Annotated in this window: 14 protein-coding genes; 7 read left to right on the plus strand and 7 right to left on the minus strand. The window is 55.6% G+C overall.

Annotated elements, in window-relative coordinates; all coding sequences use genetic code 11:
- Nucleotides 1–280: 280 nt before the first annotated feature.
- The 5 genes from NHH03_RS15770 (at nucleotide 281) to NHH03_RS15790 (ending at nucleotide 3,974) form a co-directional block, all read left to right on the plus strand.
- Nucleotides 281–715, plus strand: a complete 435-nt coding sequence (locus tag NHH03_RS15770) for a hypothetical protein (RefSeq protein WP_253157832.1) — start codon at nucleotides 281–283, stop codon at nucleotides 713–715.
- Nucleotides 716–1,178: 463 nt separating this feature from the next.
- Nucleotides 1,179–1,880: an alpha/beta fold hydrolase gene (locus tag NHH03_RS28390; RefSeq protein WP_253157834.1), complete on the plus strand. Its 702-nt coding sequence runs from the start codon at nucleotides 1,179–1,181 to the stop codon at nucleotides 1,878–1,880.
- Complete coding sequence (locus tag NHH03_RS15780) at nucleotides 1,880–2,296, plus strand: hypothetical protein (protein WP_253157836.1); 417 nt, start codon at nucleotides 1,880–1,882, stop codon at nucleotides 2,294–2,296. The genes NHH03_RS28390 and NHH03_RS15780 overlap by 1 nt, the downstream gene beginning before the upstream one ends.
- 191 nt (nucleotides 2,297–2,487) lie before the next feature.
- A complete protein-coding gene (locus NHH03_RS15785) occupies nucleotides 2,488–2,820 on the plus strand; it encodes a hypothetical protein (protein WP_253157839.1) in 333 nt (110 codons plus the stop codon).
- Between the two features lie 200 nt (nucleotides 2,821–3,020).
- Nucleotides 3,021–3,974 (plus strand): SGNH/GDSL hydrolase family protein, encoded by a 954-nt coding sequence (locus NHH03_RS15790; protein WP_253157841.1) that lies wholly within the window; start codon nucleotides 3,021–3,023, stop codon nucleotides 3,972–3,974.
- Between the two features lie 164 nt (nucleotides 3,975–4,138).
- Here the strand turns inward: NHH03_RS15790 and NHH03_RS15795 are convergent, their stop codons facing one another.
- Together NHH03_RS15795 and NHH03_RS15800 are read right to left on the minus strand one after the other, a co-directional pair.
- Nucleotides 4,139–4,936, minus strand: coding sequence for a tetratricopeptide repeat protein (locus NHH03_RS15795; RefSeq protein WP_253157843.1), 798 nt, complete (start codon nucleotides 4,934–4,936; stop codon nucleotides 4,139–4,141).
- A gap of 30 nt (nucleotides 4,937–4,966) precedes the next feature.
- Nucleotides 4,967–7,789, minus strand: a complete 2,823-nt coding sequence (locus tag NHH03_RS15800; protein ID WP_253157846.1) for a hypothetical protein — start codon at nucleotides 7,787–7,789, stop codon at nucleotides 4,967–4,969.
- A 402-nt stretch (nucleotides 7,790–8,191) separates the two neighbouring features.
- Here NHH03_RS15800 and NHH03_RS15805 point away from each other — a divergent pair, with 402 nt between their 5' ends.
- Nucleotides 8,192–8,485, plus strand: coding sequence for a transcriptional regulator (locus NHH03_RS15805; RefSeq protein WP_253157849.1), 294 nt, complete (start codon nucleotides 8,192–8,194; stop codon nucleotides 8,483–8,485).
- Between the two features lie 434 nt (nucleotides 8,486–8,919).
- On the opposite strand, the gene NHH03_RS15810 is transcribed toward NHH03_RS15805, so the two are convergent.
- From NHH03_RS15810 to ilvD, 5 genes are all read right to left on the minus strand, one after another.
- Entirely contained in the window at nucleotides 8,920–9,828 is a 909-nt protein-coding gene (locus tag NHH03_RS15810; protein WP_253157851.1) for a class I SAM-dependent methyltransferase, read from the minus strand.
- A gap of 1 nt (nucleotide 9,829) precedes the next feature.
- On the minus strand, nucleotides 9,830–10,357 hold the full coding sequence (locus tag NHH03_RS15815) for a Minf_1886 family protein (protein WP_253157853.1): 528 nt from the start codon (nucleotides 10,355–10,357) through the stop codon (nucleotides 9,830–9,832).
- A gap of 64 nt (nucleotides 10,358–10,421) precedes the next feature.
- Nucleotides 10,422–11,336, minus strand: a complete 915-nt coding sequence (locus NHH03_RS15820; RefSeq protein WP_253157857.1) for a PSP1 domain-containing protein — start codon at nucleotides 11,334–11,336, stop codon at nucleotides 10,422–10,424.
- On the minus strand, nucleotides 11,333–12,409 hold the full coding sequence (locus NHH03_RS15825) for a WD40 repeat domain-containing protein (protein ID WP_253157860.1): 1,077 nt from the start codon (nucleotides 12,407–12,409) through the stop codon (nucleotides 11,333–11,335). The genes NHH03_RS15820 and NHH03_RS15825 overlap by 4 nt, the downstream gene beginning before the upstream one ends.
- Nucleotides 12,410–12,531: 122 nt before the next feature.
- The gene (ilvD, locus tag NHH03_RS15830; RefSeq protein ID WP_253157864.1) at nucleotides 12,532–14,208 is read right to left on the minus strand and encodes a dihydroxy-acid dehydratase; all 1,677 of its coding nucleotides are present in this window, start codon (nucleotides 14,206–14,208) and stop codon (nucleotides 12,532–12,534) included.
- 130 nt (nucleotides 14,209–14,338) lie between these two features.
- On the opposite strand from ilvD, the gene NHH03_RS15835 reads away from it, so the two are divergent.
- Complete coding sequence (locus NHH03_RS15835; RefSeq protein WP_253157866.1) at nucleotides 14,339–15,058, plus strand: 3-keto-disaccharide hydrolase; 720 nt, start codon at nucleotides 14,339–14,341, stop codon at nucleotides 15,056–15,058.
- The last annotated feature ends 222 nt before the right edge of the window (nucleotides 15,059–15,280 follow it).

Raw genomic sequence — 15,280 nt, forward strand, 5'->3', positions numbered from 1 at the left:
TCTAACGCGTCTCGGTTGACTACATTGCGTCATTATTTGAGCTCGCCAGAGAGTTGAGCGGCGATCATTTGCGGAAGTCGAGTACGAGTACCGCGATGCTGAGTACGATCAAGACGAGCCAAAACTGCGGCATCCTCAGTCCGTTCAATCGGGTTTCGCCTGAGTCGCTCGCGCGGCCGTCGGTGACGGCAGACGTTTGCCGACTGAGGATCTCTCATCCGTTGGAACGACGAACCTTGCTTTACGACTACGATGACGGCATTCGCACCCCATCTGCCACATGATGAAATACCGATACGCGCTGGTTGCGGTTGCATTTCTGCTCGTAGCCGTTTTTTGGATCGTCGACCGATCGCATCTGGTTAGCGAAATTGCAGGCCTCAAAAGTAATTTCACTCAGCAAGAGCTACGGCAAGACGCCGTAGAATTGAAGCTGTTCAACGAATTGACAGTCGGCCAGTCGGTTGACGCAACTCCTCTCATTCACGCACTCGCTGACGATCTCATTCGGCCCGGCCATGCAGGTTTTCGCTACTGCTGTGCATTTCTTGCGGAACATTTTCCCGACGCTTCCCAAAGTTACGACGACTGCGAGATCATTGTTTTTGATGTGTCTTTGGAAGCCGTTCCATTTCGAGGTGGCTCCTATTGGATCGTCACTCAAGATGGTTGCGTTGTCCTGACGTTTCCTTTCATGACTACGATCGGCGGCTAAAGGAATACCAATTTGACATCACGCGAAAGGATGGCGGGTGTTGGACTGCCACCTTCCCACCATAAAAAACCGAAACCAGGGTACGTCTGCAATCGTCTTGCTTCGACCAACATCGCTAAGTTGTTTTCCACCGACTCGTTAATTATTTCACGATCCAAACCAACGTATTGCGCCACATGAACCCCTACGCATCCGCTAAACCCGTCCCGGAGTCGTCGCGCAAGACGGTTGTGTTTCTTCGTCTGGCACTTGCAATCACATTGCTTTCGATTGCAATCACCCAATCGTTTCCTGGACGTGGATTCGTGAAAACCCAAACCCTGTGCTGGGGTGGATCACTTGTCCGGTAGCTTGGCTATACTTTGCCCTCACGTTTAGGCGGCCCGCACCGCCAGCACCCGATCGCAACGGGTAACCGTGGCGAACGCCCCGACGCGACGCAGTCGCCCACGAACAGGCATCGATGGTCGCAATAGAATCAACACCGCTGATCCTTTTCTCTGGGCTCGCCGCTGACGCGAACATCTTTGTCCCGCAGAAGATTGCGTTCCCTCAACTTGTCGTCCCGAAATGGCCGATTCCAAAACCGGACGACACTCTCGACTCTTACTGCGACCGACTCGCTGACGATTTGCGACCGTATGGCCAAGCAATCATCGGTGGCGCATCATTTGGTGGAATCGTCGCACTTCATGTCGCTCAACGTCTTAACCCATTGGCTGTACTGCTGATCGGCAGTGTCCGATCACCTGCTGAACTATCCCGTGTTGCACGTTTTTGTCGGCCGCTTGGACCGCTCACTGGATTGATTCCCGTTCGGCTGTTGCAGCTAGGTTGCGTTCCGATTGCATCAGGATTCGCTGGGCGCTTTGTTCCACATTTGTGCGGCCTTGCGAGGCAATTCCGTGGTTCTGATCCGACCCTATTTAAATGGTCGCTTGCACGGATACTCGACTGGACATCCACGCCCACTTTCGACTGCCCAGTCTTTCACATCCACGGTGATCGTGATTTCGTCTTACCGATGCGTCACACTTCACCTGGCACTGTTGTCGCTGGTGGTGGCCACGTGATCTCGCTTACACATCCATCGGATGTCAACGACTTCATTCGAAGGGCAATGGTGCAACTAGCGGGCGATCCAACGGGTATAGACCAACGCTAATGGGCAAGTTCATCCACATCCAGTCGGCCAAGTTTCCGATCCTTCCTGGCGAGGAAGAGGATTTGGTGAATGAGCGGATGTATGGCAAATCTCTGGCGGAGTATTTACAGGTAGAATTGACCGATCGGAACTACGATGCGCCGTTCGTTTGCTGTGAAGACTGGGGCTGGTGGGTAGAACTACGGGACGCTCCGTTCGCATTTGGTGTGTGCATTTACTGCGGCATGGAAGCAGATGCCCCTGTCGACTTTGTTGTCACGGATGGAGCAACCGGACCTCGGAAATGGAGTTGGAAGAAATTCCGATTTGTGGAGACATCGCTTTGGGTCGAGAAACTGCGTGAGGACTTGTTCGCTATTTTCGAAGCAGATGAAGACGTGGAGATCGTTGGAGTCTCCGAAGAGTTTCCGCTGTGATGCTTGCCAACGTGGTCGAAGCACGAAATCAGCGAACCGATGGGGCAACGGATCAGCGGAGTCCGTTCGATTCGTCAGGTCACTTTGATGATGGCGTCGGTCATGGACGCAACGACTGCATTTTCTTCCTTGTTCGCGATGACTTTGTTAGAATTACGTCTCTGCCCCCCACCAAACAAGGGATCACTGGCATGTCTGACACGACGGTTTCGACAACGACTGCATCGGTCTCATCCGAGCGGCGAACTGCTCGGGGAGCAACCGCTGCGAAGTATCTTGTCGCGTTCATCTTCTTGATCAACGTTTGCTTTGCCGCTTACATGGTGGTGCAGTTTTTCGTGCCCAAGACCTACGGAAATGGGTTGCACACGATCTATACCACAGTCGTTTTTGGAACAGCCTTGTTTCTCGGATTCGCGGCTCACCGGCTTTGGACAGGACACACCAAGCAAGGCACGTATTTGTTCTTCGCAGCCGTTGCAGTTTCATTCATCGGCAATCTCATCTCTAGCCTGTTCGCCTAACAAATACACACGATTAACTTAACCGGTGGCCTAGAAATTCTGTGCCGATGGATTGTGTCGCCCGCTGGGCGCGGAATGTTTTCTGGCAGGTTCTTGTTGCACTGTACCAGCGAAGAATTTGCAGCGTTCGGTGCCGATGTCATGAAAAAACCGGGCTAGCTGGGACCGCCAGCGTGCAGGCGATCGCTACAATCAATCAGATGAACACTCAACCGTCACGACCAATTCGACGCTGGCGACTGTGGATGCTGGTAACGGCGGCGATCCTGATCCTAGCGGGCGTCCTGTATTACCGCGAATACAAATTTGCGAGACCTGTGGGCAGTGGACCGGCCGGACCACCGGTCGCCCGAGAGCCCTTTCAATCCATTTGGAGTGATCGCCAGATTCATGTGCTGGGCTTGGGCGACAGTGTTACCGCAGGGCTGGGCGCGAAATCGACTAGCCATCGCTATTTTAGCCGTGTCATTGAAAACCCGGCGGACGAATTTGATGCGATGCAAGGCTGTTGTCTGAGCGCTGTGCTGCCGAACCTGACCCAAGAAAACCTGGCGATTTCCGGTTCAGAATCGCAGGTCCACTTAGACGTCATCAACGATCAATTGCTCCAGCAACCGGACGATACCTTTGGGATCGTGTTGATGACCAGCGGTGGCAATGATCTGATTCACATGTATGGTCGTTCGCCCCCGCGAGAATGCGCGATGTACGGCGCAACATTGGACCAGGCTCTGCCGTGGATTGCGAATTTTCAAACGCGATTGACAACGATGTTCCAAACGATCATCGGGCGATTTCCCGGTGGATGTGAAATCTACATCGCTGACATCTATGACCCGACCGATGGTCAAGGCGATGCGCCGAGCATCTTCTTGCCGGTCTGGGAGGACGGATTGAAAATCCACAAGCGATACAATCGAGTCATCAATGATGTCGCCCAAGAATTTGACAACGTCTTTGTCGTGCCGATGTACGAAACCTTTCTAGGACATGGTTCGCATTGTCGCCAATGGTGGTTGGATACCTATTGCGAAGAAGATCCGCACTACTGGTTTTTCACCAACATCGAAGACCCAAATGACCGCGGTTACGATGCGATTCGCCGTGTCTTTCTGAACACAATCGTTGCCAACACGACTTTACGTGCACGCTAGAATCATTGACCGACGCTGTTTCCCGTAGCTGATCCCGCCAGGGTTCAGACCGGCTCGGTTCTAGCGGTCAGACCGGCTCGGTTCTAGCGGTCAGGGCGACGACATTTACCGATTGAACCTTCACGGGATCAGCTACGATACTGATTATGGCGACAATTTAGGAATCAACCGAACAGGCCTTTTTTAGGTAGTATCGATTCGGTTTTTCCGACCGCTTTTTCCGATTGCTTGACGGCTTTCCGCAGTGTTTTGTCTTTGCCGATTCCGGGATTGCGCTGGATCAAGTCTTGAAATTCGTCAAGTGCTTCGCCATGCATTTGCTTCGATTGATAGGCCATCGCAAGCATGTAGAACAACGACGGATCATAGGTCTCCACATTGTTGCGCAGCGCGTCAAAGTGTTCGGCAGCATCTTTGGGGCGACCGGCGGAAATGGCATCAACGCCTTGAATACGTTTGCTGGCGGGATGGTTCGGCTGCAACTCGATGGCTGTGGCAAAGCACTTGTCTGACAATGCGGTTTGCCCCTGCCGTTCGTACCAGGAACCGAGCGCGAGTTGTGTGTCGAAATCATCGGCATGCTGCTTTGCCGTGGCAGTCGCCAAATCGTAGGCTTCGTCCATCTGGTTGAACACCGTCATGCGGTCGAGCAACTCAATTGCTTTGCTCGGGTCGTGCATGTTGTCCGCAAGGTCGCTCAGTCCCGAATCCAAACTTTCCTCGCGTATCCGTTCCCATTCACGCAGCGGCATCGCGCGATGGCGTCGACAGGACGCACAGTCGCCCAGGATTTGTTTTTTACCCAGTGGGATGATCGGGATGAACAAGACCACGAAGTAGTAACCGGTTTCATAGTCGGTCAATTTGGTCGGGCGTTGACAGGAATCACAAACGCCGTCGTAGCTGCGAGGATTTTTTTTGCCGTAATACTGTGTCCCAATCCCGTTGATGGTCGTTGGCATTGAAAATTCGCTTGCGATGAAAGGACGGAATCAATTGGAAAGAGGACGCAGGGGAAGTTCTGGCAGCGGCTGAGGTGCCCAGATTTTGACACTGATTTCATCGATCACAACTTCGCCATCGCCGATGACTTCGAACATCACCTGCATGGTGCTGTCGGTTAGATTTTGACGATACAATCGCACCGGGGTCCAATCGGGAACGCCGCGTACGAGCACCCCCATTTCTTGGCCGCCCAGGGTGTCGTAGACCAGTACGCCTTGGTGGGGCGATCCAAATCCAATTGTACGCACCATCGCATCGACTCGCACCGCTTGGCCCGGTTCGATCTTCACTCTGGGGCTGGAAAGAATCGCAATCGTTCCTTCATAGCCGCCGCCCAGCGGCTGGCTGGTGGTTGATGCGGCCGACATCTTCACCGCTCCTTGCCCGCTAAAGAAACCGCGCGAGACCCAGCTTGCGGAACTCGCCGCACGAGAGAGCTTTCGTCGTCCAAAGCTCCAGTTTTCCGGCGCCAGTACGCTCGGTTGATCTAGTCCTCCTGTGGCGATCAAGTTCTGGCTCCAGCCCTCGTCCTGCATCAGCGGATGCCATGCCGTTTGCAACATCGGACGGCCTTCGTCGATCGGCGGGATGCTGACCCATGATGACACATCCATCCCCGCGGGCGTGCGACCGCTCGGGGCGAGACGCAATGCTTGTGAAAGTTGAAATGCGGCACGGATCGACCAAGCGTCCGCCCGTCGGGAAAGACGCAAACAGGCTTCGGCATCGCCACTGCGGTACAACGGTTCGGCGTCGTCGAGAGTTCGTTGGGCTGCGGTCATAATATCGATCGGCACAATGGATTCAGTCGCCCCCGATGAAACGGCTTGATCCCACGCGGCTTGGGTGTAACGCAACTGATCACCACATAGCTGCCAGCGGTCCGCGGCGGCTTGGTTGGCGAACCGCCGCGCCGATTGATCCAGTCGAGCACCCAACGAAGCATCGCCACTGATCACAATCACCTCGGCGACATCGGGTGAAACGATTTGGATTCTCGAGCCGGTTTCATGCGCTTCGATCGCAATCCGCTGGGCAGAAAAATCGGTCAGGCGCCATGCCGTTCGGCGAACGTGTCCTGGTGGCAGGATGATTTCGATCGCCCGACCGTCGCCGGCCAGAACTTCGTCGCCGATGGATTGGTCCGAGGACAACAACAAGAATTCATCACCCCCGGATTCCAGCCGTCCGCAACGATAGGCCGCACCGGTGATCGGGTAGGCCGGTGCCGGACTGGCGGCAGTCACCCAAGGTGATAGCATCGCGACAAAGCGGTTGACGTAGCTGAGTGCCATCGATCGTTGATGAGAAAACATTGACCCTGAAACAAGCGATTCGTGTGACCGGTACACAATCGCACGCGGTGCGTGTTCCAGGGCTTGCAACGTTTGCGTGAACATCGAATGCCAATGGAACGTTCCGCCGGGGGGAGACCCGATTGCCGCTTCGATGCCTTGGTTCATCGTCGACAAACTCGGCGGAGACGATGATTGGATTGCCACCGCCATCTTTCGATCGCTGCCCATTCGCTGTTGCCGTTGGGTCATCGCCAGCGTTTGTTCGGATGCCGGTAACCCCCGTGAACGTGGCGCGGCGTCCAGAACAACCGCATCAGCGATCGCGCTGTATTCGCGCCAGCTTTCGGTCGGTGCAATGATGATCGGACGGCGCCAGGCCGCTGGGAACTGTCGTAGCCGTCGCACGGTGAGATCGGTTTGTGAGACCCGATCGTTGTCCAAAGCAACTCCACCGCCCAGGTACCACGCCGCAACTGGATCCAACAAGGTTTGGAGCGCCGGGTCGGGAGCGATCGGTGGCGGCGCATAAACCAGCAACTGTGATCGAATGGCGTCACGCAACAGGCTGGCGGTCGGCGGTCGCGACAGCAGAACCGCATCAAATCCTAGCGAGCGGACCCAGGTCAGGGGTTCACCGCGATGTTCTAAAATCCGTATGAGTTCTGTCTGTGAAAACGGAGGGGCCGAGGAAGCGTCTATCCCGGCGATGTCCTGCGAATCCGATTGGCCAAGCGAAGGCCGCCCCAGCAACTCACGTCGCATCGCGGTCGGCGGTGCCGTGGGAACTTGTTCGACACGCCCATGGTCGCCGACCGCAACCATTCCACGGAGCGAAAGATTATCCAATCGCAGCGTGGTTGTTCCCGGCCCGCTATAGGCATTGATCGCGATCGCATCGACATACGGATCAGCAACGTTTGCCGACGATCCATATTGGGCACGCATTTTGGCCATCTTGATGCGAAGAGGACGTTCAATGCTGCCGACACCGATTGATTGAAATTTCCCAGGCTGGTCGTAGGTGGCACCGTAAATGACAACGGCGACCGGGCGCCGAGTCTGGCTGTCACGGACGTAGGGGAACCGAATCCGAAACCCTACGCGTGCACCCTTGCGGGCACTCATCACTGACAGATTACCAACCAAATCGTCGACGGCATGAACGGGTTCCACAGGGTAAATCAGAATTGATTCACTGCCGATCCCGGCTTCAAACGTGATCGATTCACAGCCTCCGCCGTCCGCGCCACCGCTGACCAGGTTTTTGTGGTCGGTCACTCGGGCATCGCAGTCGGAAGTGTCCAACTGCCAGCGCGGCGGATAGGCCTCCAGCGAGTCAAACAGTTCGGCTCGTGCGATTCCACTGACCAGGCAACACCAAATCGACAACGCAGCAGCAGTTGTGCTCGCGATGCGGCGGGCAATCTCCCCGCAGCCAGCTTCGCGCGGCAAGCTTTGCCAAGTCGGAATGACTGACGGTCGTTTCGCCAGACGGCGTCGGGATTTGAACATCAAATGTTGACCCAAAACTTCTCAGCCCAAACAATCAAACGTGCGACAAGCGAAGTCGACGGTTTGGGGTTCATTCACCAATCGGACGACCGGAGATCGTGAAACAAACTGCGTGCGGTTGAAGCGACGATGTTGAAAAAAATCCACATCCCGTCGCAACCCGTCGTGTGCTGCGTAAGGCGTTGGTGTATCAAGATTTAGGGTGTCAAGCCAAGGCGAACTGGTGTGGTTTTTTTTCACCGTTTCGTTTTGACAACGCAAACCTTCGAATCACCGTAACCCTTTGCGAAGACGAACTTTAGGTTCACAAAATGACTGCGCCGGTGGGATCTGGCACTGGGAATGCAATGGATGGCAAACAAAGCAATCAATTTATGTTTCTCTCTCCGGAGCCTCACGGCGATGCAAAAAACGACGATCGGATCGAATAAACCTGTCAGCGACGAAGTTCCTCAGGAATTGCGTGAGCTGACCGCCGCGATCGACGCCCTGCCAGCCCGCTACCGCGACACCGTCGCCCCGGCTCTGACGCGTGCCGTCGAGTGCAGCACGCGACGGCGACGCATCCTGAACCTGGTCCAGGAAGCCCTGTCACAACTGCGATTGGACATGAAATATCTGGTATTCGACCTGGAAGCCACCCGCCGCGAACGCGACCAATACCGCGAAATGCTGGAAAAAGACGGGCTGCTGTAAGCCGCCCCGCTGCAGATCAAGTCTGTGAGCGAGCCAGCTTCATCCCATCCCCACGCGTCAGTGGTACGTTTCACCACAACCGACGCGTCAGTTTTGAAGTTGCGTTTTTATGGAAATCCGACGCGTCAGCGAGGGATTTAGGATGTTAACGGGATCCCTCGCTGACGCATCGGGTTACCAAAACCAATGCCCCACGCGAAAACGCAACTTCAAAACGCGTCAGCGCTAAACTGCCGTTTCAACTCAAATGGATCGGAAAATCGCGACTTCGATCTGTTCACTCTCCTGCGGGGAGGTCGTGCAGCTTCGCGTGCCACCCCATTGGGAGAGGCGCATGCACTCAATCCCATCTCTACGCCAACGGCGTTCAATAGCTTAGCCCAGGGTCACTGTTGAACCTGCTGGAGGCAGGTTCGGCAGGAACCCCGGGTGAACTATTCGTTGACCGTGCCATTGGGAGTTGAACTTTGGAGACGCTTCAGAACGGCGTCCGCTGGCTCGGGTTCGATCTCTGCCAGGGGTGAATCATCGCGTGCAAAAAACATCAGGTGCTGCCAAGGCAGTTCATTGTATTCGCGAACCAGTTTGAACCCGTTCGCTTGATACTCCTTCATGATCTGGCGTTTCGACATCTTATGCAGCGGCTTGATCGGCACCTCAAGGTCTTCTTCGCGGTATTCCAACAATGCGATCACACCCGTCGGTTTGAGTGCGCGTCGAATTTCCCACAACATCGATTCAGGATGTGAAAACTCGTGATACACGTCGACCATCAGCAACATGTCGATTGCACCGACCGGTAACTTGGGGTTGTCGATCGTGCCCAAGACCGGGCGAATGTTTTTCAATTCAAATCGATCGGCGCGTTGATTCAGTTTGCGCAACATCTCTTGTTGAATGTCGACGGCATACACCGCACCTTTTTCGCCCACCTTTCGAGCCATCGGCAACGTCCAGTACCCGTTGCCACAGCCGAGGTCGCAAACCACCATTCCCGGTTCCAAACCGAGGTTCTGAAACGATTCCGACGCGTTTTCTTCTTCGTCGCGATTGGGTCGGATTAGCCATGACGCCCCGCGATGACTCATCGGTTGCGCAACCACGCGGCCCAAGTAACTCTCGCGAGCTTTTTCGATTGGTTTGGCGTCTGCCGGTTGGGTCGTCTCGATGACAGCGTCGCCGGTCGCCGTGCCGGTCGCGTCGGGGAGATCGGTTGCTGCGGTCGCGGGGGCATCTGCAACCTGAGCGGCGGAGGTCTGCAAGCTGGCCAGATGACCGGCGGCCAAGACCACGAAAGCGACACGTAACAGAATGCCAGGGACGATTGCGGGATGGACGGGCATTTCAGCAGGCCGCGTCCGCGCCGGATTTCGGCAACGTGAAATTGGGCTCGAATGCGCCGTCAAACGAATAGACTTCGTCAAAGTCTTCGCGACGATCGGATTCGCTCTTGCGCATCTGTTTGATGCGGATCAGGTTGTAAACCAATTCGCCAAAATCGCTGGTCGAACAGATCCCCCAAGACGCCAAGACCATTGGCGACAGGTAACCGAACTGGTCGATGGCATACTGTCGACAGGCTTCACACAGTTGCTGGCCGGTGATATGACGAGGATGGGGTTTGGAGGGGGATTCGCCGGCGACAACGGCCTGAGTCAATTCCGGAAGGTTCTCGTTCGCATACTGCAACGCTTCGCGGATGAACTGATAGGCTTCATACTTGTAGCGGGAATCTTCCTTCAGCAGCTTGCGCATCGCTTGCAAAGGCGAGTTGGTCAGTTCGTTGCTCATATGACAGTCTGATTTGATTCGGTGGGGCAATTCTAACCCCATCGCTCCATGGTCGGTCAGTTGCTGTGTGGGTTGGGTCACTGCCAGCTCCGCGGATGATGGCAGGTCTAACGTTTATCGCGGGCACGCGTGTTCGCGTTGCCGATCAACTTCTCCGTCCGCTCTTGCGAGGTTTGGGGGGCGGCGGCGACTTCGTCACACGGACGACCAAGTCGGCTGCTATTAGTATCCTTCGTTTATCCTCCGTTCGCACCATCAATTGTTGCGAAAGAATATCCTGAGCCAAGACTGTTGCAGCACCTTCGCGGGTCAAAATTTCTGCACCCACCGGCGGCAGCTCGGCCGCCAACGCTTCATAGGTCTCAAATTCATAACGCAAACAGCACTTCAGACGTCCGCAGCGACCCGAAATTTTTGTCGGATCGAGGGTGGAACGCTGCAGTTTCGCCATTTTCATCGATACAGGCGGCATTTTGCTTAAAAACGTCGCACAACACAGCGGCTGGCCACAATCACCATAATCGGCCAACAGTTTGGCTTCGTCGCGAACGCCAATCTGTCGCATTTCGATCCGCGTTTGAAATTCACTGGCCAGCTCGCGGACCAATTGACGAAAATCGACGCGGCCTTCGGCGACGTAATAGACGACCACCCGTTCACCGCCGAGCAGTCTTTCGACGTCGACCAAATCCATCGTCAACCGCAGCCGGTCGATGCACTTTTGGCAGACCTTCAAATCTTCGCGTGTCTGGGTTTGGATGTGATCCCATTGATTGGAATCATCGCGGCTCATCCGCCGTACGATCTTCCCCGCGGTCGGTTCGTGCATCACGTCCAGCGCCGTCGGCGTGGCTTCGCACAGCACAGTTCCCAATTCGGTCCCACGGTCCGTCCTGGCGATCACCTGGTCGCCGTAACGATAGGCTTCTTGCGCCTTCATGACGCCCAAAATACGCATGGCGCCGAAGCGAACGACGTATTCGAGATCGTTGGTCTGTTTGCTCTCGCGGCTTGAATTCACCGCGGATTCAGCGTTTGTCCCCTGATCGGGACCTGTCATGGAGTTTCCTCGGTGGCTTCCGCTTCCGGTTGCTCCGCGGTGTCCGTCTCTGGCTCCGCCTGTTCCACAGCCTCCTCACCCGCCGGTTCATCCACGCTCACGTCGCTCTTTGCAGCAACGGGATTCCAATTCCAACTTTGGCCGGCCACGACGATGCCATTCTTTCGTGTGCCAGCAAATAACTGACCGGAATTTTTAAAACACAGTGCCCAGACACCACTTTCAGCACCGATCGTTGTCACACTGCCACCGGACGCAAAGTGAATCTTGCCACTGACTTCTGACGCGGCGATTTGGCCATCGGGAGAAACCGCAATGCGAGTGATCCAGTCACTGCCTTTGGTGATTGATTCGGCTTTCGCATCCGGTTTCGCAGCCACGCGATACAAATTGCGGTCGGCCGATCCGGCAATCAGTGAATCGTTGTTTTCATAGATCAGACACCAAACCGTTTCTTCCGCCGCTTTGATCACCCCAACGGTTTCCAATTCCGGCAGCTTTAACAAATGAATGTTGCCGTCACCATCGCTGGCGGCCAATTGCGACTGGTCAGGCGAAATCGCTAACGAAGTAATTGACGCGTCTCCGAGCTCGACCGTCTTGGACACCTTGGCATCCGCCAAGCTCCAGGCAAACAGTTTTCCAGACTCATTGCCGGCCAACACCGTTTTGTCATCGGGTGTGATCACAATTTTTTGGCACCAACGTTCGAATGCATTTTCGTGCGTCGTGGCTTGTTTGGATTCAACGTCATAAACAATAAGGTTGCCACGGTAGTCGGCACTGGCGATCGTCTTGCCGTCGCTGGTTACGGCCACGGTCCAAACCGCCGCCGGATGCTGGTACAGCTCTTCCAATTGATTCGGGGCGGCGACAGAACCGCGCGAGACCGCGCCGGGGCGCAACAACAGTCCGGTTGCACTGCCGGCGACGAAACGGTCCTCGGCAATTGGCTCGATAGCTGTGATCCAGACCGATTCGGTATCAATCGTTGGTGATTCGGTGCCCTCGTCGGCACCAGCGACAACAGTCAGCAGGCTTAAAAACAGCGCAGCGATGCAGCGGGTTTTCATGAATCGATTTCGGGTGGGACGAAAGGAGAGGCGGGGAATTCAGTCGACGTGAACGATCATTGTAGCGGGTTTCGCGGCGCACCATCAGACTGCGCGCCGCAAAACCGCAACCAGCGTGTTGTCTACTCGTCGGTCACGCAGCCTTCGCTGGCCGATTTGACGGTCTTGATGTACTTGTACAGCGTGCCGCGTGTTGCTTTCAGTGGCGGCGCCGTCCAGGTCGCCTTGCGTTTGGCCAGTTCATCTTCACTGACCGCGACATTCAGCGAATTGGTTTCCGCATCGATCGTGACTTCGTCGCCATCTTGCAGCAACCCGATGGGCCCGCCCAATTGCGCTTCCGGGGTGACGTGGCCGACGATGAAACCGTGGCTGCCACCACTGAATCGACCATCGGTGATCATCGCAACGTCGGATCCCAGGCCGGCACCCATAATGGCACTGGTGGGTGTCAGCATTTCTGGCATTCCGGGGCCGCCTTGTGGACCTTCGTAGCGGATGACAACGACGTCGCCTTTTTCGATCTTCTTGTCTTCCAGGGCGGCCAACATGTCTTCTTCGCTATCAAAACATTTTGCCGGCCCGCTGAACTGCAATCCTTCTTTGCCGGTGATCTTGGCCACAGCACCGCCGGGCGCCAAACTGCCTCGCAAGATTCGGATGTGGCCACTTTTCTTAATCGGTTTTTCCACAGTGCTGACGATCCTCTGCCCTTCTTTCAGCCCCGGCAACGGTTCGACGTTCTCAGCCAGCGTCTTGCCGGTCACCGTCAAACAAGATCCGTCCATCAAACCTTTCTCCAACAGGTACTTCATCACAGCCGGCGTTCCGCCGATCGTGTGTAAATCCTCTTGGACGAACTTTCCACTGGGCTTCAAATCCGCCAGGTAGGGAATCCGATCACTGACGCTTTGGAAATCTTCGATCGTCAGCGGCACATCGACGCTGCGAGCCATCGCGATCAAATGCAGCACGGCGTTGGTGCTGCCCCCGAGAGCCATCACGGTGACCATTGCGTTTTCGAATGCCGCGCGGGTCATGATGTCACGCGGTTTGATGTCTTTCTTCAACAGTTCCAAGATCGCCTGGCCGGCCAACTTGCACTCGTCATGCTTCTGCGATTCTTCGGCCGGTGTGCTAGCGGAATACGGTAGCGACATGCCGAGCGCTTCGATTGCCGTCGCCATCGTGTTGGCCGTGTACATCCCGCCACAAGCTCCCGCACCCGGGCAACTTTTCTCCACGATTTCTTGACGCTCGTCATCACTGATTTGGCCAGCGATGAATTGGCCGTAGCACTGAAACGCGCTGACGATGTCTAGTTTTTCGCCGTTGCGGAACCCTGGTTTGATCGATCCGCCGTAGACCATCAAAGCCGGACGGTTCAGGCGTCCCATCGCCATCAAACATCCCGGCATGTTTTTGTCACATCCCGGCAGTGCAATCAGTCCGTCGTACCACTGCGCGGCCATGATGGTTTCGATCGAATCAGCAATCAGATCGCGACTCTGCAGCGAATAACTCATCCCGTCGGTGCCCATCGAGATGCCGTCGCTGACACCGATGGTGTTGAATCGCATGCCGACCATGCCGGCTTCTTGCACGCCTTGCTTGACATCCGCCGCCAAATCCAGCAGGTGCATGTTGCAGCTGTTGCCTTCGTACCAGACGCTGGCAATCCCTACCTGAGGCTTGTCCATGTCTTCACGGGTCATGCCCGTGGCGTACAACATGGCTTGGGAAGCACCTTGGCTTTTCGGTTGGGTGATCTTGCTGGAGAATCGGTTCAACTGGGTCATGGATCGAATCAGAAATAGGTCAATCGGAGGGGAATGGTTCGGCGACGCTGGCAACCGTTATTATCATCATCGCTGCATGATTCACAATCCGTCACGCATCTGCCCCAAAACCCCCTGCTACCGGAGTGCCATGATGCCCGCATCATCTCGCTACACGCGTCCCTTGAGATCGTTCTCCCCCCGCGGGTTCGCTCGCGACTGCGTGGATTTTGGCCTGTTGCTGCTGGTCCTGAACGTGGCCGCAACCGCCGCCGGCCAGGAGAGTGCGACTCCAACACCAGATTCTGCCGCAAAAATCAAGTTATTTGACGGCAAGACACTGGACGGATGGAACGGCGACTCCAAGTGGTTTCGTGTCGAAAATGGCGAGATCATCGCAGGCAGTGCGACCGAAAAAATCCCTCACAATCAATTTCTGTGCACCGATCAAACCTACGGTGACTTTGAACTGTCCGTCGAAGCGAAACTGGTGGGCCAAGGCAACAATGCCGGAGTTCAATTCCGCACCAAGCGAATCCCGGGTGAAACCGAAGTGATCGGGTACCAAGCGGACATTGGTTGGATGCCCAATGGCACTTGCTGGGGCGCTCTGTACGATGAATCCCGCCGTCGAAAATTCCTAGCCGAATCCCCCGACGTCGCGGCTCAGGTGGTCCGCAAGGGTCAATGGAACACGTTGAAAGTGATCGCCAAAGGAAAACGAATCCAGATCTTTCTCAATGGCAAACAAACCGTTGATTACGTTGAACAAGACCCCGAGATTGAACAGCAGGGTGTGATCGCGCTGCAGGTCCACAGCGGTCCGCCATTGGAAGTTCATTACCGAAATCTGCAGTTCCGCACGTTGTGAACCAGCGGAGTATTAAGCTCGGTGCCAGGCCAGCGACCGCAACCGTGGAAAACCATGTGGCGACGTTTTTGACTCTGGTTGCGGTCTCATTACGCCAACGGCGTTCGACAGCTTAGCCTAGGGTCAGGTCTTGTGAGCGCAGCGAGCAAACCGTCACCCTAGGTTGCGAACACCGGGAACACGCTCTGCCCGGCGGGGTTCGGCGGCATAGCCGCCGAACCC

It is taken from the genome of Stieleria tagensis (assembly GCF_024129865.1).
Classification (GTDB): domain Bacteria; phylum Planctomycetota; class Planctomycetia; order Pirellulales; family Pirellulaceae; genus Stieleria; species Stieleria tagensis.